This window comes from Herbaspirillum rubrisubalbicans (assembly GCF_003719195.1).
Classification (GTDB): domain Bacteria; phylum Pseudomonadota; class Gammaproteobacteria; order Burkholderiales; family Burkholderiaceae_D; genus Herbaspirillum; species Herbaspirillum rubrisubalbicans.
Genome location: NZ_CP024996.1, coordinates 5,083,724 through 5,103,488, shown reverse-complemented (window position 1 = coordinate 5,103,488; position 19,765 = coordinate 5,083,724). Strand labels below are relative to the sequence as shown.

Here is a 19,765-nt window from a genome sequence, read left to right as displayed (position 1 = left end):
AAGCTATAAGGAGTCTTACTCATGGCTACAGGTAAAGAGATACGTGGCAAGATCAAGAGCGTAGAAAATACGAAGAAGATCACCAAGGCGATGGAAATGGTCGCGGCATCCAAAATGCGCAAGGCGCAGGACCGGATGCACGCAGCCCGCCCGTACAGCGACAAGATCCGCAACATTGCGGCCAACCTGTCGCAGGCCAATCCGGAGTACGTGCACCCGTTCATGGTCCAGCAAGACACGGCCAAGCGCGTTGGTTTCATCGTCGTCACGACCGACAAGGGTCTGTGCGGCGGCATGAACACCAACTCGCTGCGCCTGTTGACCAACAAGTTCCGTGAACTGGAAGGCCAGGGCAAGTCCATCGAATCCGTCGCCATTGGCAACAAGGGTTTGGGTTTTCTGAATCGCATCGGCGCCCGCGTGGCCGCCAACGTGACGCAACTGGGTGATACGCCGCACCTGGAAAAGCTGATCGGCCCCGTCAAGGTGCTGCTCGACGCTTACCAGGAAGGCAAGCTGGACGCGGTGTACCTGGTGTACACCAAGTTCATCAACACGATGAAGCAGGAAGCCACCCTGCAACAGCTGCTGCCGCTGACCAGCGACAAGCTCAAGGCTGACGAGGGTGCGCACTCCTGGGACTACATCTATGAGCCCGATGTGCAATCCGTGGTGGACGAACTGCTGGTGCGTTACGTCGAAGCGCTGATCTATCAAGCCGTCGCCGAGAACATGGCCTCCGAGCAATCGGCGCGCATGGTCGCGATGAAGGCCGCCAGCGACAACGCAGGTAGCGTGATCGGTGAGTTGAAGTTGGTCTACAACAAGACTCGCCAGGCCGCCATTACCAAAGAGCTGTCGGAAATCGTCGCCGGTGCGGCTGCGGTCGGCTGATCAGCTGGCGTAGCGTAGCGAAACAGAATTTAAATTTTATCTATTGAAGGAACGAAAATGGCTGATGGCAAAATCGTTCAGTGTATCGGCGCTGTGGTGGACGTGGAGTTTCCGCGCGATGCGATGCCCAAGGTTTACGATGCCTTGAAATTGGAAGGTTCGGATCTGACCCTGGAAGTCCAGCAACAGCTGGGCGACGGCGTGGTTCGTACCATTGCGCTCGGTTCGTCGGACGGTCTGCGCCGCGGCCTGACCATCTCGAACACCGGCAAGCCCATCACGGTGCCGGTCGGTACCGCGACCCTGGGTCGCATCATGGACGTGCTGGGCAACCCGATCGACGAATGCGGTCCGGTCTCGCACGAGCAAACCGCGTCGATCCACCGCAAGGCTCCCGCGTACGACGAACTGTCGCCCTCGCAAGAGCTGCTGGAAACCGGCATCAAGGTGATTGACCTGGTCTGCCCGTTCGCCAAGGGTGGTAAGGTCGGTCTGTTCGGTGGCGCCGGTGTGGGCAAGACCGTGAACATGATGGAACTGATCAACAACATCGCCAAGGCGCACAGCGGTCTGTCCGTGTTCGCCGGTGTTGGTGAGCGTACCCGTGAAGGTAACGACTTCTACCATGAAATGGCAGAAGCCAAGGTGGTGGACCTGGAAAACCCGACCAACTCCAAGGTCGCCATGGTCTACGGCCAGATGAACGAACCGCCGGGCAACCGTCTGCGCGTGGCGCTGACCGGCCTGACGATTGCGGAAGGTTTCCGTGACGAAGGCAAGGACGTGCTGTTCTTCGTCGACAACATCTACCGTTACACCCTGGCCGGTACCGAAGTGTCCGCGCTGCTGGGCCGTATGCCGTCCGCCGTGGGCTACCAGCCGACGCTGGCCGAAGAAATGGGCCGCCTGCAAGAGCGTATCACCTCGACCAAGACTGGCTCGATCACCTCGATCCAGGCCGTGTACGTCCCTGCGGATGACTTGACCGACCCGTCGCCGGCAACCACCTTCGCCCACTTGGACTCGACCGTCGTTCTGTCGCGTGACATCGCCTCGCTGGGTATCTACCCCGCCGTCGATCCGCTGGACTCGACCTCGCGCCAGCTGGACCCGCAAGTGGTCGGCCAGGAGCACTACGAGACCGCCCGCGCGGTCCAGGGTACCCTGCAGCGCTACAAGGAACTGCGCGACATCATCGCCATTCTGGGCATGGACGAACTGGCACCGGAAGACAAGCTGATCGTCGCACGTGCTCGCAAGATGCAACGTTTCCTGTCGCAGCCCTTCCACGTCGCCGAAGTGTTCACCGGTTCCCCGGGCAAGTACGTTTCGTTGAAGGACACGATCAAGGGCTTCAAGATGATCGCCAGCGGCGAACTGGACCACCTGCCGGAACAAGCGTTCTACATGGTCGGTACCATCGACGAAGCAATCGAAAAGGCCAAGAAGATCAACTAAGACTGACCATGCCGTGGTCGACCTCCGGTGTAGCACCGGAGCTGACCACAGCAGGTAAGTAATCATTGATTCATTGGCGCCGCCCCTGTTCGCAGGGGCGGTCAATCGACTAGGAAACGACATGGCACATACTATTCACGTGGACGTGGTCTCGGCGGAAGAGGAAATCTTCTCCGGCGAGGCTGAATTCGTCGCGTTGCCGGGCGAAGCGGGTGAGCTGGGTATCTATCCCCGTCACACCCCGCTGATCACGCGCATCAAGCCAGGTGCTGTCCGTATCAAGATCCCGGGTCAGGCGCACGAGGAATTCGTGTTCGTGGCCGGTGGCCTCTTGGAAGTGCAGCCCGACGCCGTGACCGTGCTGGCCGACACCGCCATCCGTGGTGCCGACCTGGACGAAGCCAAGGCCGCCGAAGCCAAGCGTCTGGCCGAAGAAGCGCTGGTCAATCGCGACTCCAAGATCGACCACGCTGCAGCCCAGGCCGAACTGGCTGCCGCTGTGGCACAGTTGGCCGCGATCCAGAAGTTGCGTCAGAAGCGCTGATCGGTCGGCGCGGTTTCTTCGGATTTTTCCCAGGAAGAACACCGCGGCACGGCAGCACAGCAGTACCTCGAAAGGCAGCTTCGGCTGCCTTTTTTCTTGGCCTCCATGTTTGACCTCATCGCGCCGCTTCAGGCGCAACTGGCCGGTGAGCTGTCTTCTCTTTTCCTTCACCTCTCTTCAATTCACCATCGCCCTGTGCCGCTTGCAGAGGGGTGGGGTGACAGCATTGTTCATCTACGCCTGTTCCAAGCCTTAGCCGGGCGGAAATGACCGCGTCTGACCGCGCCAACCAGGGCCCATTAATCTGCATCAAGTCTGGCGCCAATGCCGCTGCGGCAACTGCCTCGATCAGGTAAAGTCTTCCGTTCGCGCAACAGGGCATCGAACCAATCCGGTTCGCGTCAATCATTTAAAGAGTTTTCCTCCATTTCTTCATCCACCCAGACAGGAGCCGCAATGTCTTCAGTCGCATCCCCCGCCAGCCAGGCGCCGCTCGCCTCGCACGCCAACGGCAAGCCCATCATTGCCGTGGTCGGCCTGTCCAATCGCCCCGAGCGCGCCAGCTTTGACGTGGCGGCGTATATGCAGTCAGCGGGATACCGCATCGTTGCCGTCAATCCGATGTATGCGGGGCAGACCATCCTCGGCGAGCACTGCCACGCCAGCCTGCGGGAGGCCAGCGCGGCCTTGGCCAAGGAAGGCTTGCGCATTTCCATCGTGGATTGCTTCCGCAAGTCGGCCGACATTCCGCCGGTGGTGGAGGAGGCCATTGCCATCGGCGCCCACTGCGTATGGATGCAGCTAGCCATCGTCCATGAAGAAGCAGCAGAGCGCGCCCGCGCAGCAGGTCTGCAGGTCATCATGGACAAGTGCATCAAGATCGAACATGCCATGGGTCAGTTCCACGGCGTGTTGTAATTTCAATGGTAATTTCAATTCCGAACCGGTGAAATCCGGAAAATATTTATAACGAACAGCGAGACAGCATGGCAAAGAAAATCGGCCCGCAATTCATGGTCCATCCCAAGTACCTCCTCAAGGAGAGCGACGCCACCACCAAGCCGCTCTCCAGCGGCAACAAGGAAGCCGACCGCGCCACCGTGCAGCGCCTGGCCGCAGAGATCGGCTTGCAACAGCAGATGCTCTATGCCGGCCACAAGCACAAGGTGCTAGTGGTCCTGCAGGGTATGGACACCAGCGGCAAGGACGGCACCGTCAATGACGTCTTCGCCGCCGTCAATCCGCAGGGCATCCGCATCGCCAACTTCAAGGGGCCCACTGCCATCGAGCTGGCGCACGACTACCTGTGGCGGGTCCATGCGCAGGTGCCGGTGGCGGGGGAGATCGCGGTGTTCAATCGCAGCCATTACGAGGACGTGCTCATTACCCGCGTGCACGACTGGATCGATGACAAGGAATGCAAGCGCCGCTATCGCCAGATCAACGATTTCGAACGCATGTTATGGGAGACCGGGACGGTGGTGCTGAAGTTCTTCCTGCACATCTCCAAGGCCGAGCAGAAGGCGCGCCTGCAATCGCGCATCGATGATCCCAACAAGCACTGGAAATTCGATCCCCAGGACCTGGCCGAGCGCAAGTACTGGGATGCCTACCAGTTGCGCTACCAGGAAGTGCTGCGCGCGACCAGCACCCTGCACGCACCCTGGTATGTGGTGCCGGCCGACTCCAAGACCCATCGCAACCTGTTGGTGGCCAATGTGATCCTGGAGACCTTGCAGAAGCTCAAGCTGAAGTTCCCCGACCCCAAGCCCGAACTGAAGAATCTCAAGTTCGACTGATCCCGCGCACGGCGCCGGGCCAGGGTCAGGGGCGCATTACTTGAGCCACTTGTCGAAGATGCGTTGGTACTCGCCCGTGGCCTTGGCCAGATGCAGCCAGGTATCGACATAGGCCTTGAAGGCGACATCGCCGCGTGGCAGCAGGTAGGCCTTCTCGGCGAACTGCAGGGGCTGGTCCGGGTTGACCGGGCACAGCTCCGGGTGCAGCTTGGATTGCCACAGGGTTTCGCTGGCGTCGGTCACCATCACATCGGCCTTGCCATCGACGATCTGCTGGAAGATGGTCACGTTGTCTGGGTGCAGCAGCAGCGTGGCGTGCTTGTAGCCGCTGCGGGCGAAGCGCTCGTTGGTGCCGCCCGGATTGACGATGGCACGCGTGCCGGGGCGGTCGATCATGTCGAAATTGCGGAACTTGTCCTTGTCGGCACAGCGGATGATGGGTGCCTTGCCATCGACCATGGTGACATCGGAAAAGGCGGCCTTGCGCGCGCGCTCCAGCGTGACCGAAATGCCACCCATGCCGATGTCGCATTGGGCGATGAAGTCATTCATCAGCGTGCTCCAGGTAGTCTTGATGAATTGGGCTTCGACTCCCAGCGACTTGGCCAGTGATTGGCCCAGCTCCACGTCCATGCCCTCGAAGCTTTGGTCGGGGCGATAGTAGGTAAAGGGCTTGTAGTCGCCGGTCATGCAGATGCGCAGCTTGCCGGCCTTGAGCACCTGGTCCAGGCGCGAGCCCGGCGGGTTGTCATCGGCGCGGGCGGCCGACAGCGAGAGCGTGAGCGAAAGGCCAGCCAGGGCTAGCAGCAGGGCTGTGCGGATGATGTGTTTCATGCGATGTCCTCGTGCAGGTTGGGCGGAGCGGCCCGTTTTTTCTTGGTGGAAAGGGCCGGCTGCTGGCAGGGTGATGCGCTCTGCGCAGACAGCCGCCCGATCATAGCAAAACCCGTCGCCACGACCTGCATCAATTGCAGCGCACGCCGATGACGACAATTAGCCCGGAACAGCGGCGCTTGGGATGAGATAATGGCGGATTGTCGTCAGATCGCATTGCAGGCCGACCATGTCCTCCACTTCTTCCATGTCCACCTTCGCTCCGCTCACCAACGATACCTTCCTGCGTGCGCTGCTGCGCCAGCCCACCGACTACACGCCACTGTGGCTGATGCGCCAGGCTGGTCGTTACCTGCCAGAATACCGCGCCACGCGCGCCCGCGCCGGCTCCTTCATGGGCCTGGCGACCAACCCGGACTACGCCACCGAAGTGACGTTGCAGCCGCTGGAGCGTTATCCGCTGGATGCCGCCATCCTGTTTTCCGACATCTTGACCGTGCCCGACGCCATGGGCCTGGGCCTGTACTTCGCCGATGGCGAGGGGCCCAAGTTCGAGCGCCCGCTGCGCGACGAAGCTGCGGTCAAGGCGTTGCAGGCGCCCGACCTGGGCAAGCTGGATTACGTCTTCAAGGCGGTCACCCAGATCCGCCGCGAACTCCATGGTCGGGTGCCGCTGATCGGCTTCTCCGGCAGCCCCTGGACGCTGGCCTGCTACATGGTCGAAGGCGGCGGCTCGGATGATTTCCGCCTGGTCAAGAGTATGCTCTACGGTCGCCCCGACCTGATGCATCACATCCTCAAGACCAATGCCGATGCCGTGGCCGCCTATCTGAACGCCCAGATCGCCGCCGGTGCGCAGGCTGTGATGATCTTCGACACCTGGGGCGGCGCCCTGGCCGATGGCATCTACCAGCAATTTTCGCTGGCCTACATGCAGCAGGTGGTGAGCCACTTGCAACGCCAGCAGGATGGCCAGCCGATCCCGGTGATCGTCTTCACCAAGGGCGGCGGCCTGTGGCTGGAGCAAATTGCCGCCATCGGCGCCGATGCCGTGGGCCTGGACTGGACCGTCAACCTGGGTGAAGCCCGGCACCGCGTCGGCGACAAGGTGGCGTTGCAAGGCAACCTGGACCCCAATGTGCTCTTTGCCGGTGACGCTGCCATCCGCGCCGAAGTGCGCAAGCTGCTGGAATCCTTCGGCCGTCCCGGTGCCGGCAGCGGCCATGTCTTCAACCTGGGCCATGGCATCTCTCAGCACACCCCGCCGGACGCAGTCGCCACCCTGGCGCAGGCAGTGCATGAAATCAGCCGTGAGATGCGTGCCTGATCGGCGCGAATCTGTCCTTATTCGTTCATATTTGTGTGGACTGGCAAGGCTATATGCACATCCTTGCCAGTCCAGATGGACTTATGCACATTTGTCCAGGATTTTTTGCTGATCATAAAATTTATTGAAATATGAAGGTTTGTGCTTGAGGGTGTTTGACAAGTCGTTGATTTGATTGGAGTTATTTTTCTCCACATCAGGACGGTCTGGTCTGGAAACCGCCGTGGTCGTGGCTTGTGGACTTGTCAAGAGCCACTTGTCAACAAAGTTATCCACAACGTCTGTGCATAAGACGCAAAAGTGTTTACAAAACCGCCGTTTACCGGTTTTTTTGAAGGTTTACGTTAAGTTTGTAGGATAGCGAGTGAACAGTTTGCCAGCTAAAGCTGGCGAATTTTTGTCGGTGAGGACTTGACAAACGCCCTTGCCATGTTCCCCGGACTTGGACTTATGCACACCAAAAGCATTTTGCACATGCACAAAGCTTCCTAGCAAAAATATTTTTCGCGCTTGATGTGTTCAACGCAAGTTATTGATTTTATTGAGTTAATTTTTTGCCCCGCATTTGGGCATGGCGTCGCAAGCCGCATCCAGTCTGCGCGGGGACATGTCAAGAGGCACTTGTCCCCAAAGTTATCCACAGTATTTGTGGATAGGTTCAAAAATGGCGATTAAACCGAGGCTTAGCCCGGTTTCTGAGGATTTACATTAAGTTCGTGGAACAACGTCTGCTCCAGGTCGCGCTCGATACGCCCCTGCATACCGTCTTCGATTACCGCTGGCAGGCCGCCACTGAGGATGAGTCGATACCGGCCATCGGCCAGTTGGTGGTGGTGCCGTTCGGTCGTCGCGAGGCGGTGGGGGTAGTGGTGGGGCATGTGGCGCAGACCGAACTGGAGGCCGGCAAGATCAAGGATGTGATTGCCGTGCGCCACCAGTTGCCGCCGCTGTCGGCACATTGGCTGGCGCTGTGTGGCTTCGCGGCGGACTACTACCAGCGCCCGCTGGGCGAGGTGATGCTGCCGGGCTTGCCCAAGAACCTGCGTGCGTTGACCACGGTGGCGCTGGACAAGGCCCTCAAGGCCCTGGGCCGCCTCACGGCTCCCAAGAAATCCAAGGCCAGGCGCAAGACCGACGTGCACAGCGAGGTCCAGGCCGACGCGCCAGCGAGCATCCCCCCGCCTGACCCGCTGCAACTGGGCGCAGCGCCGCCCTTGAATGCCGCCCAGCAAGAGGCGGTGCAGGCCATCGCCGGCGCCCAGGGGTTCGCGCCCCTGTTGCTGTACGGTGTGACCGGCAGCGGCAAGACCGAGGTCTACTTGCAAGCCGCTGCCGCCATTCTCCAGCGTGCTGCACAGGAGGCTGGCCAGTCGCAGCCCGGTCAGGCGGCGCCGGCGCAGATCCTGGTACTGGTGCCGGAAATCAATCTCACGCCCCAGCTGGAAGGCAACATCCGCGCCCGTTTCCCGCATCTCAACGTGGTGGCCTTGCACAGCGGCCTGGCCGAGGGCGAGCGCGCCCGCAACTGGCTGGCCGCGCACCTGGGCCAGGCGCACATCGTGCTGGGCACGCGGCTGGCGATCCTGGCCTCGCTGCCGACCCTGAAGCTCATCGTCATCGACGAAGAGCACGATCCGTCCTACAAGCAGCAGGAAGGCTTGCGTTATTCGGCGCGCGACCTGGCCGTGTGGCGCGCGCACCAGTTGGGCATTCCGGTCGTGCTGGGCTCGGCCACGCCTTCGCTGGAAACCTGGCAGCACGCCCAGGCCGGCCGCTACCGCCGCCTGGAACTGCGCCAGCGCGCCGCCCAGCAGGCGGTGCTGCCCAGCGTCAAGGTGATCGACATGGAGCGCGACAAGCCCGTCGATGGCCTCACCTCGACCCTGGTTGCCGCCGTGCGCAAGCGCCTGGAGCAGGGCGAGCAGTCGCTGCTGTTCCTCAATCGCCGCGGTTACGCGCCGGTGCTGGCCTGCGACGCCTGCGGCTGGATCAGCAACTGTATGCGTTGCGACGCCTTCATGGTGGTGCATCGCCCCGAGCGCCGCCTGCGTTGCCACCATTGCAGCTTGGAACTGCAGATTCCCCGCGCTTGCCCGACCTGCGGCAACGTCGACCTGCAGCCGCTGGGGCGCGGCACCCAGCGGGTGGAAGAGGGCTTGCAAGCGATCTTCCCTGAAGCCCGCGTCTTGCGCATCGATGCCGACTCCACCCGCCTCAAAGGCTCGGCCCAGAGCGCCTTTGACAGCGTGCACCGGGGCGAAGTCGATATCCTGATCGGCACCCAGATGGTGGCCAAGGGGCATGACTTCAAAAAACTGACGCTGGTCGGTGTGCTCAATCCCGATACCGCGCTGTTCTCGCACGACTACCGCGCCAGTGAACGGCTCTTTGCGCAGCTGATGCAGGTGGCCGGCCGGGCCGGCCGGGCCGGCCTGTCGGCCGATGGTAGTTCGGGCGAGGTGCTCATCCAGACCCGTTATCCGCATCACCCGCTGTACCAGGCGGTGATGCGTCATGACTACGATGGCTTTGCCGGCGACTTGCTGCAAGAGCGGCGCCAGGCATATTTCCCTCCCTTCATGTACCAGGCGCTGCTGCGCGCCGAGGCGCGCGAGCTGGAGACGGCCATGGACTTCCTGAAGGAGGCCGCCCACTTGCTGGAGGCGCCCGCCATCACCATCAACGAACCCATCCCCATGACCCTGGTACGGGTGGCCAACGTGGAACGTGCGCAATTGCTGCTCGAATGCCCCTCGCGCCCGGCCTTGCAGGGCTTCCTCAAGCAATGGCTAGCCCTGTTGCGCCAGGTGAAGACGCGCGTGCGCTGGTCGCTGGAAGTCGATCCGGTCGATATCTGAACTCAGAGCTCTGAGTTCAGATATCTGAGTTCTGAAGTCTGAGCTGATGAGGCGGCTGGCCTGCTTTTTGTTGTGATTCCGGCATCTTTGAGCGCTCTTTATGTGTGCTTTGGCTTAATGCCCAGCTTGCCATTGCGCAAGCCGCTTGTTCGGGCAGCCAACACGGTGCGCCTAGCCGGTATAATCTCGGCTGCTCAACCAATTGCAAGCGATCCCTCCGCGCGGCGCAGCACGTCAGATCAGCGCCCCGGCCGCTTCCGCTTTACCCCTCATTCCCATGCTCGCACAACAGAAACAACGCATCTCCGACCTGTTCTCGACCGCCTTGCAGCCGCTGCTGGCCGGCAGCGACCTGACGCCGACCATCACCCTGGAGCGTCCGCGCGACGCCTCGCATGGCGACATCGCCTGCAACATCGCCATGCAACTGGCCAAGCCGCTCAAGAAGAATCCGCGCGAACTGGCGCAAGCCATCGTGACCGCCGTCATGGCCGACCCGGCCCGTGAAGGCTTGGTGGAGTCGGTCGAGATCGCCGGCCCCGGCTTCATCAACCTGCGCGTGGCCGCCGCGGCCAAGCAGGCGGTGGTCAAGGTGATCCACGAACAGGGCGAGGCTTTCGGCCGTGGCACTGCCGGTGCCGGGCAGAAGGTGTTGGTCGAGTTCGTCTCCGCCAACCCCACCGGTCCGCTGCACGTGGGCCATGGTCGCCAGGGGGCGCTGGGCGATGCGCTGTCGTCACTGTTGGAAGTGCAGGGCTTTGAGGTGCTGCGCGAGTTCTACTACAACGATGCCGGCGTGCAGATCGCTACGCTGGCCACCTCGGTGCAGGCGCGTGCGCGCGGCTTCAAGCCGGGGGACGCCGAGTGGCCCGAGTCGGCCTACAACGGCGACTACATCGCCGATATCGCACGCGACTTCCTGGACCAGAAGACCGTTTCGGCCAGCGATGGCGAACCGGTGACCGGCAGCGGCAACGTCGAAGACATGGAATCGATCCGCCGCTTCGCCGTGGCCTATCTGCGCCACGAGCAAGACCTCGACCTGCAGGCCTTCGGCGTGAAGTTCGACAATTACTATCTGGAGTCCTCGCTCTACGCCGACGGCAAGGTGGCCGCCGCCGTCGACGCCTTGGTCGCCGCCGGCAAGACCTACGAGCAGGATGGCGCGCTCTGGCTGCGCACCACCGACTATGGCGACGACAAGGATCGCGTCATGAAGAAGACCGATGGCACCTATACCTACTTCGTGCCCGACGTCGCCTATCACATCAACAAGTGGCAACGTGGCTACGGCAAGGTCATCAATATCCAGGGCAGCGACCACCACGGCACCATCGCCCGCGTGCGCGCCGGCCTGCAGGCCGTGGGCGTGGGCATCCCGCAGGGTTATCCCGACTACGTGCTGCACAAGATGGTCACCGTCATGCGCAATGGCGAAGAGGTCAAGATCTCCAAGCGCGCTGGTTCCTACGTCACCCTGCGCGACCTGATCGAATGGTCGGCCGGCGAACCGGTCGAAGGCCAGGAACGCGACTTGACGCGCGGCCGCGATGCGGTGCGCTTCTTCCTCATCTCGCGCAAGGCCGATACCGAGTTCGTCTTCGACGTCGACCTGGCGCTGGCGCAGTCCGATGAAAACCCGGTCTACTACGTCCAGTATGCGCACGCCCGCATCTGCACCGTGCTAGGCAAGTCGGGGGTGGATGAAGAGGCGCTCAAGACCAGCGCCGACCTGTCGCTCCTGACCGCCCCGCGCGAAGCCTCGCTCTTGGCCAAGCTGGCCGAGTACCCGGACATGCTGGCGCACGCCCTGCAGGAGCTGGGACCGCACCAGGTCGCCTTCTACCTGCGCGATCTGGCAGGCGAACTGCATAGCTACTACAATGCGGAACGCGTGCTGGTCGACGATGTCCCAACCAGGTCCGCACGTCTGGCGCTGTTGTCCGCCACCCGCCAGGTGCTGCGCAATGGCCTTGCACTGTTGGGCGTATCGGCTCCGGCCAGAATGTAAAACAAGCTAAAACAAGCAGCTAAAGAGAAACGTGAAACCGTTGAACGCGAAATATCACAAGCAGGCCGGCGGTACGCTGCTCGGCCTGATCCTGGGTTTGATCGTCGGCCTGGGGATTGCCGTGGGTGTGGCGCTGATGATTACCAAGTCGCCCATCCCCTTCGTCAACAAGGTCGCGCGCCCCGAGCGCACCGACCCGACTCCGGCCCAGGCGGCCGACCCCAATCGTCCGCTCTACGGTAACCGCGATATCGCCCGTGAGGCCGCGCGCGACCAGCAGCAGTCGCAGACGCCGGTCCCGCCCAACACCGCCACTGCCCAGCCGGTGCCACCGGTGGCGCCGGCCCCGCAAGCCAGCACACCCGCGGCCACCGCGCCGAGCAAGCCCACCGAGACCGCTAGCAAGCCTGCGGCCGCCATGCCATCGGCCTCGGCCGCCAAGAACGACACCAACGACGACAAGTGGACCTACTTCCTGCAGACCGGCGCCTTCCGCGACCAGGCCGATGCCGAAAGCGCCCGCGCCAAGCTGGCCCTGCTGGGCTTCGAGGCCAAGGTCACCGAACGCAGCGCCGACAGTGGCGTGCTGTACCGGGTGCGCATCGGTCCCTTCGAACATGCCGAGGCGATGAACCGCACGCGCAGCAAGTTGTCCGATAACGGGGTCGATGCTGCCATCGTGCGCATTCCCAAATAAACCAGATTGCACCGTAGATGCCGGCGGCAGGGGATAACCGACCGGCACGACGGGCGCGGAACGGCCAGTGGCCGCTCCCACCGACTATCCATCAGAGAGGGTAATACCATGCGTTTTCATCAAAAGTTGCTGGCTGCGGTCAGTTTCGGCCTGCTGGCCATGACTGCCAGTGTCGGCGCCTCGGCCTCGCCGGCCAATCCGCAAGTGGGCAGCGACTACCGTGTGCTGGAGCAGGCTCAGCCCACCGACTCCGGCAACAAGGTCGAAGTCACCGAGTTCTTCTGGTTCGACTGCCCGCACTGCGCGGCCTGGGATCCGTCGCTGACGGCCTGGGTCAAGAAGCAGGGCGACAAGATCAACTTCAAGAAGGTGCCGGTGGCCTTCCGCGATACCTTCGTGCCGCAGCAGAAGCTCTACTACACCCTGGAAGCCATGGGCAAAGCCGAAGAGCTGACCCCCAAGATCTTCCGCGCCATCCACGTTGATGGTGAACGCATCAACACCGACAAGACCATCCTGGCCTATATCGAAAAGATCGGCCTGGACAAGCAGAAATTCCTCGACCTGTACAACTCCTTCGGCATCCAGACCAAGGCCCGCCGCGCCGCCCAGCTGCAGGAAGCCTACAAGGTCGATGGCGTGCCGATGATCGCCATCGATGGCCGCTACGTGACTTCGCCGGCCGTGGTCGGCGTGGCCCTGGCCAACCAGCCGGAATCGATGCAGCAAGCCGCCGCCTTGCAGGTGATGGATCACCTCGTTGCCAAGGTCGCCGCCGAGAAGGCCGCTGGCAGCACTGCCGCTAAAAAGAAATAAGCTTCACCTGTCTTGAACGGCCCGCGTCCGCAAGGCCGCGGGCCGTTTTCGTTGGCGCCCGGATGTTCTAATTGTTCATATCCTCTCAGGAGCAGGCATGTCCACCCTCCCCGTCGTTGCAGCCCAGGAACGCGTCTTCCTGACCGGTGCCTCCAGTGGCATCGGCATGGCCCTGGCCTCGGCCTACGCCCGGCGCGGCGCCGTGCTGGGCCTGGTGGCGCGCCGCGCCGCCGAACTGGAAGCCTTGCGCGCCAGCCTGCCGCATCCTGAGCGCCATCGCATCTATGTGCTGGACGTCACTGATCATGCCGCCCTGGCGGCCGCCGCCGAGGCCTTCATGGCCGAGTTCGGTATGGCCGATGTGGTCATCGCCAACGCTGGCATCTCGCAGGGCACGCTGACCGAATACCAGGAAGACCTGGCCGCCTTCGAACGCATCCTGGCGGTCAATGTCACGGCCACCTTCGCCACCTTCACGCCCTTCGTGGCGCGCATGAAGGCGCAACCGGAGGCCCAGCGCCGTCGCTGCCGGCTGGTCGGTATCGGCAGCGTAGCCGGCATCCGCGGACTGCCGGGCGCCGGCGCCTACAGTGCCTCCAAGGCCGCCGTCATCAGCTATTGCGAATCGCTGCGGGTGGAGTTGAACGCTTCCGGCATCAAGGTGGTGACCATCGCCCCCGGCTACATCGACACCCCCATGACCCGCGTGAACAGCTATCGGATGCCGTTCCTGATGCCGGTCGAACGCTTTGCCCAGCGTGCGGTACAGAGCATCGCCGAGGGCGTCAGCTATCGCGTCATTCCCTGGCAGATGGGCGTGGTGGCCAAGCTGCTCAGGCTGCTGCCGAACTGGCTGTACGATATGGCCTTCGCCCGCGCCCCGCACAAGAAACGCAATCTCTAACCGTGGCGGCTCGCGCCGCATCTGGAGTTTTTCATGAAGATCATTTTTGCCGGCACGCCGGAATTCGCCGCCGTGGCGCTCGAAGCACTGTACGCTGCCGGCCACCAGATCACCCTGGTGCTGACCCAGCCGGATCGCCCCGCCGGACGCGGGATGCAGCTACAGGCCTCGCCCGTGAAGCAATGCGCCCTCAAGTACGGCACCCCGGTGGCGCAACCGGTATCCCTGCGCCTGAACGGCAAATACCCGGACGTGGCGCAAGAAGCCCACGCGCTGTTGCAATCGACCCCGCATGACGTGATGGTGGTGGCCGCCTATGGCTTGATCCTGCCGCGCAGTGTGCTGGACATTCCGCGCTACGGCTGCATCAACATCCACGGCTCGCTCTTGCCGCGCTGGCGCGGCGCTGCGCCCATCCATCGCGCCATCGAAGCGGGCGATGCCGAGACCGGCATCACCATCATGCAGATGGAAGAGGGCCTCGACACCGGCCCCATGATGTTGATCGAAAGCCTGCCCATCCAGGAGGACGACACCACCGGCAGCCTGCATGACAAGCTGGCCGCGCTGGGCGGCAAGATGATCGTGGAGGCGCTGGACAAGTTGGAGCGCGGCGAGCTGCCAGCCACACCGCAGCCGGAACAGGGCGCCAACTACGCCGCCAAGATCGCCAAGGAAGAAGCGGCGCTGGACTTCAGCCAGAGCGCCGAACAACTGGCGCGCCGCATCCGCGCCTTCAATCCCTTCCCCGGTGCCACTGGCCGCTTCGGCGACACCGTGGTCAAGCTGTGGCAGGCGCGTCCGGTCAAGGTCGCCCAGCAGGGCGAGCCCGGCCAGGTGCTCTCAGCCGATGCCCAGGCCGGCATCGTGGTGGCCTGTGGCGAGGGCGCGCTGCTGCTGACCGAATTGCAGAAGCCCGGCGGCAAGCGCCTGCCGGCGGCGCAGTTCCTGACGGGATTCCCGATGGAAGGTGGGCGTCTGGACTGAACCGTTGCGCTGGCCGGCCTCAGCCGATCTGCTTGAGCACATGCGGCAGATGGCGCCAGAACAATTCCTCGCCCAGGTGCACGCGTGCCTGCCAGTCATCCGCGGCATCGTCATTGGCGCCGTCGGTGATGAACTTGAAGGCGCGCCACGGCACGCCGAAGTGACGGCACACGCGGGCGATGGCAAACAATTCCATATCCACCAGATCGACCTTTTGCTCCAGCAGCCAGTCATCGGCCGCCGTCACGAAGCTGTCGCCGGTGCCGCACAGCACGCCCGGATAGCCCGATTCCAGCCGCACCGGCTGTTGTACCTGGTCCATCAGCGGCGTCACGCCACGCGGCGCCAGGGGCGTGGCGTCCATGTCGCGCTGGAGCACGGCGGCCACTTCCAGCAAGCCATCATGCTGGGGATCGATCTTGCCGGCCGTGCCGAAATTGATGATCGCGCGCGGGCTGTGGGTCAGGATGGCCTGGGTAGTGTGCAGCGCGGCATTGACCTTGCCGACGCCGCAATAGCGCACCTGTACGCCCGCCGGAGCAGCGGCGGCATTGAGTTCACTTTCCAGGGCGGTCAGGATCAGGATGGGAGCGTGGTCTGGCATCGATATGAATAAATAGTTAACGGATTGCAACGAGAGCCGCTTGGCAAGGCCGTCCGCCGCGGGGTGGTGGGGGCTTTCGCGTATAATTTGTGTCACTTTTTGCCTGCCAAACCGGTCTTTGCCTGACCGGTTTTTTTGTCGCAGCTTGCCGGTTGCGACATCCCAGGCCCGCATTGTTGCCGTAACCAGAGAAAAACGCCAGATGAAGCCGAACGAACTGTGCCAGACCGAATTGCTGCTGCGCGACCTGATGTCGCAGCGCATCCTCATCCTCGATGGCGCCATGGGCACCATGATCCAGCGCTACAAGCTGACTGAAGAGGATTATCGCGGCCAGCGTTTTGCGGACTTCAGCGTTCCCGGCAAGGAGCTCTTCGTCAAGGGCAACAATGAACTGCTCTCGCTGACCCAGCCGCACATCATCCAGGAAATCCACGAGCAATACCTGGCTGCCGGTGCCGACCTGATCGAGACCAATACCTTCGGCGCCACCAGCGTGGCCCAGGACGACTACCACATGGCGCATCTGGTCTACGAGATGAACCTGGAGTCGGCCCGCCTGGCACGCGCCGCCTGCGACAAGTACGCGACCCCGGACAAGCCGCGCTTCGTCGCCGGCGCCCTCGGCCCCACGCCCAAGACCGCCTCGATCTCGCCGGACGTCAACGACCCGGCCGCCCGCAACGTCACTTTCGATCAACTGGTTACGGCCTACCTGGAGCAGACCCGCGCGCTGGTCGAAGGCGGTGCCGACGTGCTGTTAGTCGAGACCATCTTCGACACGCTCAACTGCAAGGCCGCGCTGTTCGCCATCGATACCTTCTTCGAGGAAAGCGGCAAGCGCCTGCCCATCATGATCTCGGGCACCGTCACCGACGCCTCCGGCCGCATCCTCTCGGGCCAGACCGTGACCGCCTTCTGGAACTCCATCCGCCATGCCCGTCCATTGACCGTGGGCCTGAATTGCGCCCTCGGTGCGGCCCTGATGCGTCCCTATGCGGAAGAGCTCTCCAAGATCGCCGACACCTACGTCTGCATCTATCCCAACGCCGGCCTGCCCAATCCGATGAGCGATACCGGCTTCGATGAAACCCCGGATGTCACCTCGGCCCTGTTGAAGGAATTCGCCGAGAGCGGTTTTGTCAACGTCGCCGGCGGCTGCTGCGGTACCACGCCACCGCACATCAAGGCCATTGCCGAGACGGTCGCCAAGATCGCCCCGCGCAAGGTTCCCGAGCCCACGCATGAGATGCGCCTGTCGGGCCTGGAGCCCTTCACCATCAATGACGATTCGCTGTATGTGAACGTCGGCGAGCGCACCAACGTCACCGGTTCCAAGGCCTTCGCCCGCCTGATCCTCAACGAACAGTACGACGAAGCCCTGGCAGTGGCGCGCCAGCAGGTCGAGAACGGCGCCCAGATCATCGACATCAACATGGATGAAGCGATGCTCGATTCGGTTGCCGCCATGACGCGCTTCCTCAACCTGATCGCTTCCGAACCCGACATCGCCCGCGTGCCCATCATGATCGATTCTTCCAAGTGGGAAGTGATCGAGGCCGGCCTGAAATGCGTGCAGGGCAAGTCCATCGTCAACTCCATCTCGATGAAGGAAGGCGAAGAGAAATTCCTGCGCGAAGCCAAGCTGTGCCGCCGCTATGGCGCCGCCGTGATCGTCATGGCTTTCGACGAAGTGGGCCAGGCCGACACCTTCGCCCGCAAGATCGAGATCTGCGAACGCGCCTATCGCCTCTTGGTGGACAAGCTGGATTTCCCGCCCGAAGACATCATCTTCGACCCCAACATCTTCGCGGTCGCAACAGGCATCGAGGAACACAACAACTACGCGGTCGACTTCATCGAAGCCACCCGCTGGATCCACCAGAACCTGCCCTACGCCAAGATCAGCGGTGGTGTCTCCAACGTCTCTTTCAGCTTCCGCGGCAATGACCCGGCGCGCGAAGCGATCCATACCGTCTTCCTGTATCACGCCATCAAGGCCGGCATGACCATGGGCATCGTCAATGCCGGCATGATCGGCGTGTATGACGACCTGCCGGCCGAGTTGCGCGAGCGTGTGGAAGACGTGGTCCTGAACCGCCGTGAAGATGCCACCGAGCGCATGATCGAATACGCCGCGACGCTCAAGGCCGGCGACAAGAAGGAAGAAGCCACCCTCGAATGGCGCAACCTGCCGGTGGCCAAGCGCCTCTCGCACGCGCTGGTGCACGGCATCACGCAATGGATCGTGGAAGACACCGAAGAGGTGCGCCAGCAGATCGCCGCCGATGGTGGCCGCCCCATCCACGTCATCGAAGGTCCGCTGATGGATGGCATGAACGTGGTCGGTGATCTGTTCGGCCAGGGCAAGATGTTCCTGCCGCAGGTGGTCAAGTCGGCGCGCGTGATGAAGCAGGCGGTGGCGCATCTGATTCCCTTCATCGAAGAAGAAAAGCGCCAGCTCGAAATCGCCACCGGCGAAGTGGCCAAGCCCAAGGGCAAGATCGTCATCGCCACCGTCAAGGGCGACGTCCACGACATCGGCAAGAACATCGTCACCGTGGTCCTCCAGTGCAACAACTTCGAAGTGGTCAACATGGGCGTGATGGTGCCCTGCGCCGAGATCCTGGCCAAGGCCAAGGAAGAGAAGGCCGACATCATCGGCCTCTCCGGCCTGATCACCCCGTCGCTGGAAGAGATGGCCTACGTGGCCAAGGAAATGCAGCGCGATCCGTATTTCGCGGGTCTCAAGATGCCGCTGATGATCGGCGGCGCCACCACCTCGCGTGCGCACACGGCGGTCAAGATCGCGCCCAATTACGAAGGCCCGGTGGTCTACGTGCCGGACGCCTCGCGCGCCGTCTCGGTGGCGCAATCGTTGCTGGCCGACGAGCAGAAGACCCAGTACGTGGCTGAACTGAACGCCGACTACGACCGCATCCGCGAACAGCACGCCAGCAAGAAGGCCGCGCCCATGCTGTCGCTGGCCGCTGCCCGCGCCAACAAGACCAAGCTGGAATTCGCCCCGGTCAAGCCCAAGTTCATCGGCCGCCGCCTGTTCAAGAATGTGGACCTGGGTTTGCTGGCCAACTACATCGACTGGGGCCCGTTCTTCCAGACCTGGGATCTGGCCGGTCCTTATCCTGCGATCCTCACCGATGAAGTCGTGGGCGAAGCCGCCACCAAGGTGTTCCAGGAAGCCCAGGCCATGTTGAAGAAGATCATCGATGGCCGCTGGCTCACCGCCAATGGCGTCATCTCGCTCTTGCCGGCCAATACCGTCAATGAAGACGACATCGAGATCTACACTGACGACAGCCGCAGCCAGGTGGCCTTCACCTACTATGGCTTGCGCCAGCAGACCGAAAAGCCGGTGGTCGATGGCGTGGCCCGTCCCAACCAGTGCCTGTCGGACTTCATCGCACCCAAGGACTCGGGCGTGCCGGATTACATTGGCATGTTTGCCGTGACCGCGGGTCTGGGCATCGAGAAATACGAAAAGCGCTTCGAGGATGCGCATGACGATTACTCTTCCATCATGCTCAAGGCCCTGGCCGACCGCTTGGCCGAAGCCTTCGCCGAATACCTGCATGAGCGCGTGCGCAAGGACTTGTGGGGCTATGCGGCTGATGAGAACTTGAACAGCGCTGAGCTCATCAAGGAAAAATACCTCGGCATCCGTCCCGCACCCGGCTATCCGGCCTGCCCCGAGCACACCGTCAAGGCTGATGCCTTCCGCGTCATGCAGTGCGACGAGATCGGGATGCAGTTGACCGAGTCCTATGCCATGTTCCCCGGTGCTTCGGTGTCCGGCTTCTACTTCGCCCATCCGCAATCGAAGTATTTCGTGGTCGGCAAGATCGGCGAAGATCAGGTGGTCGACATGGCCGAACGCCGCCATGTGCCCAGGGAAGAACTGGAGCGCTGGCTGGCACCCAACCTGTAAATCATTTAAATATTTACGGAGATAACCGTCCGGCCTCGCGCCGGACGGTTTGCTTCAGGCCCTTGCCCCTTGCCGTTGGTCCTTGT

General features: G+C 62.5%; 16 protein-coding genes. 14 read left to right on the top strand and 2 right to left on the bottom strand.

Going from position 1 to position 19,765, the window contains the following annotated elements; genetic code table 11:
• Positions 1-21: 21 nt before the first annotated feature.
• From atpG to RC54_RS22715, 6 genes are all read left to right on the top strand, one after another.
• Positions 22-894: a F0F1 ATP synthase subunit gamma gene (gene atpG, locus RC54_RS22735; RefSeq protein ID WP_017449812.1), complete on the top strand. Its 873-nt coding sequence runs from the start codon at positions 22-24 to the stop codon at positions 892-894.
• A gap of 57 nt (positions 895-951) precedes the next feature.
• Positions 952-2,352: a F0F1 ATP synthase subunit beta gene (gene atpD / locus RC54_RS22730; RefSeq protein ID WP_008332979.1), complete on the top strand. Its 1,401-nt coding sequence runs from the start codon at positions 952-954 to the stop codon at positions 2,350-2,352.
• A gap of 121 nt (positions 2,353-2,473) precedes the next feature.
• Positions 2,474-2,896: a F0F1 ATP synthase subunit epsilon gene (locus tag RC54_RS22725; RefSeq protein WP_058897046.1), complete on the top strand. Its 423-nt coding sequence runs from the start codon at positions 2,474-2,476 to the stop codon at positions 2,894-2,896.
• A 105-nt stretch (positions 2,897-3,001) separates the two neighbouring features.
• Positions 3,002-3,166, top strand: a complete 165-nt coding sequence (locus tag RC54_RS25520; RefSeq protein ID WP_156481282.1) for a hypothetical protein — start codon at positions 3,002-3,004, stop codon at positions 3,164-3,166.
• A gap of 186 nt (positions 3,167-3,352) precedes the next feature.
• Positions 3,353-3,814 (top strand): CoA-binding protein, encoded by a 462-nt coding sequence (locus RC54_RS22720; RefSeq protein WP_058897045.1) that lies wholly within the window; start codon positions 3,353-3,355, stop codon positions 3,812-3,814.
• Positions 3,815-3,882: 68 nt separating this feature from the next.
• On the top strand, positions 3,883-4,695 hold the full coding sequence (locus RC54_RS22715) for a polyphosphate kinase 2 family protein (protein WP_058897044.1): 813 nt from the start codon (positions 3,883-3,885) through the stop codon (positions 4,693-4,695).
• A 36-nt stretch (positions 4,696-4,731) separates the two neighbouring features.
• Here RC54_RS22715 and RC54_RS22710 read toward each other — a convergent pair whose 3' ends face one another.
• Positions 4,732-5,529, bottom strand: coding sequence for a transporter substrate-binding domain-containing protein (locus RC54_RS22710; protein WP_058897043.1), 798 nt, complete (start codon positions 5,527-5,529; stop codon positions 4,732-4,734).
• A gap of 229 nt (positions 5,530-5,758) precedes the next feature.
• Between RC54_RS22710 and hemE the strand changes: the two genes are divergently transcribed.
• From hemE to fmt, 7 genes are all read left to right on the top strand, one after another.
• The gene (gene hemE / locus RC54_RS22705; RefSeq protein ID WP_061789400.1) at positions 5,759-6,856 is read left to right on the top strand and encodes a uroporphyrinogen decarboxylase; all 1,098 of its coding nucleotides are present in this window, start codon (positions 5,759-5,761) and stop codon (positions 6,854-6,856) included.
• Between the two features lie 716 nt (positions 6,857-7,572).
• On the top strand, positions 7,573-9,714 hold the full coding sequence (locus tag RC54_RS22700; RefSeq protein WP_061789401.1) for a primosomal protein N': 2,142 nt from the start codon (positions 7,573-7,575) through the stop codon (positions 9,712-9,714).
• Between the two features lie 277 nt (positions 9,715-9,991).
• The gene (gene argS, locus RC54_RS22695; RefSeq protein WP_061789402.1) at positions 9,992-11,725 is read left to right on the top strand and encodes an arginine--tRNA ligase; all 1,734 of its coding nucleotides are present in this window, start codon (positions 9,992-9,994) and stop codon (positions 11,723-11,725) included.
• 31 nt (positions 11,726-11,756) lie between these two features.
• A complete protein-coding gene (locus tag RC54_RS22690) occupies positions 11,757-12,422 on the top strand; it encodes an SPOR domain-containing protein (protein ID WP_061789403.1) in 666 nt (221 codons plus the stop codon).
• A 108-nt stretch (positions 12,423-12,530) separates the two neighbouring features.
• Positions 12,531-13,238, top strand: coding sequence for a thiol:disulfide interchange protein DsbA/DsbL (locus RC54_RS22685; RefSeq protein ID WP_058897039.1), 708 nt, complete (start codon positions 12,531-12,533; stop codon positions 13,236-13,238).
• 97 nt (positions 13,239-13,335) lie between these two features.
• A complete protein-coding gene (locus RC54_RS22680) occupies positions 13,336-14,142 on the top strand; it encodes an SDR family oxidoreductase (protein ID WP_058897038.1) in 807 nt (268 codons plus the stop codon).
• 33 nt (positions 14,143-14,175) lie between these two features.
• On the top strand, positions 14,176-15,129 hold the full coding sequence (gene fmt, locus RC54_RS22675; protein WP_061789404.1) for a methionyl-tRNA formyltransferase: 954 nt from the start codon (positions 14,176-14,178) through the stop codon (positions 15,127-15,129).
• A gap of 19 nt (positions 15,130-15,148) precedes the next feature.
• Here fmt and RC54_RS22670 read toward each other — a convergent pair whose 3' ends face one another.
• Positions 15,149-15,733: a phosphorylase family protein gene (locus tag RC54_RS22670; RefSeq protein ID WP_061789405.1), complete on the bottom strand. Its 585-nt coding sequence runs from the start codon at positions 15,731-15,733 to the stop codon at positions 15,149-15,151.
• A gap of 202 nt (positions 15,734-15,935) precedes the next feature.
• On the opposite strand from RC54_RS22670, the gene metH reads away from it, so the two are divergent.
• A complete protein-coding gene (gene metH, locus RC54_RS22665) occupies positions 15,936-19,679 on the top strand; it encodes a methionine synthase (RefSeq protein ID WP_061789406.1) in 3,744 nt (1,247 codons plus the stop codon).
• The last annotated feature ends 86 nt before the right edge of the window (positions 19,680-19,765 follow it).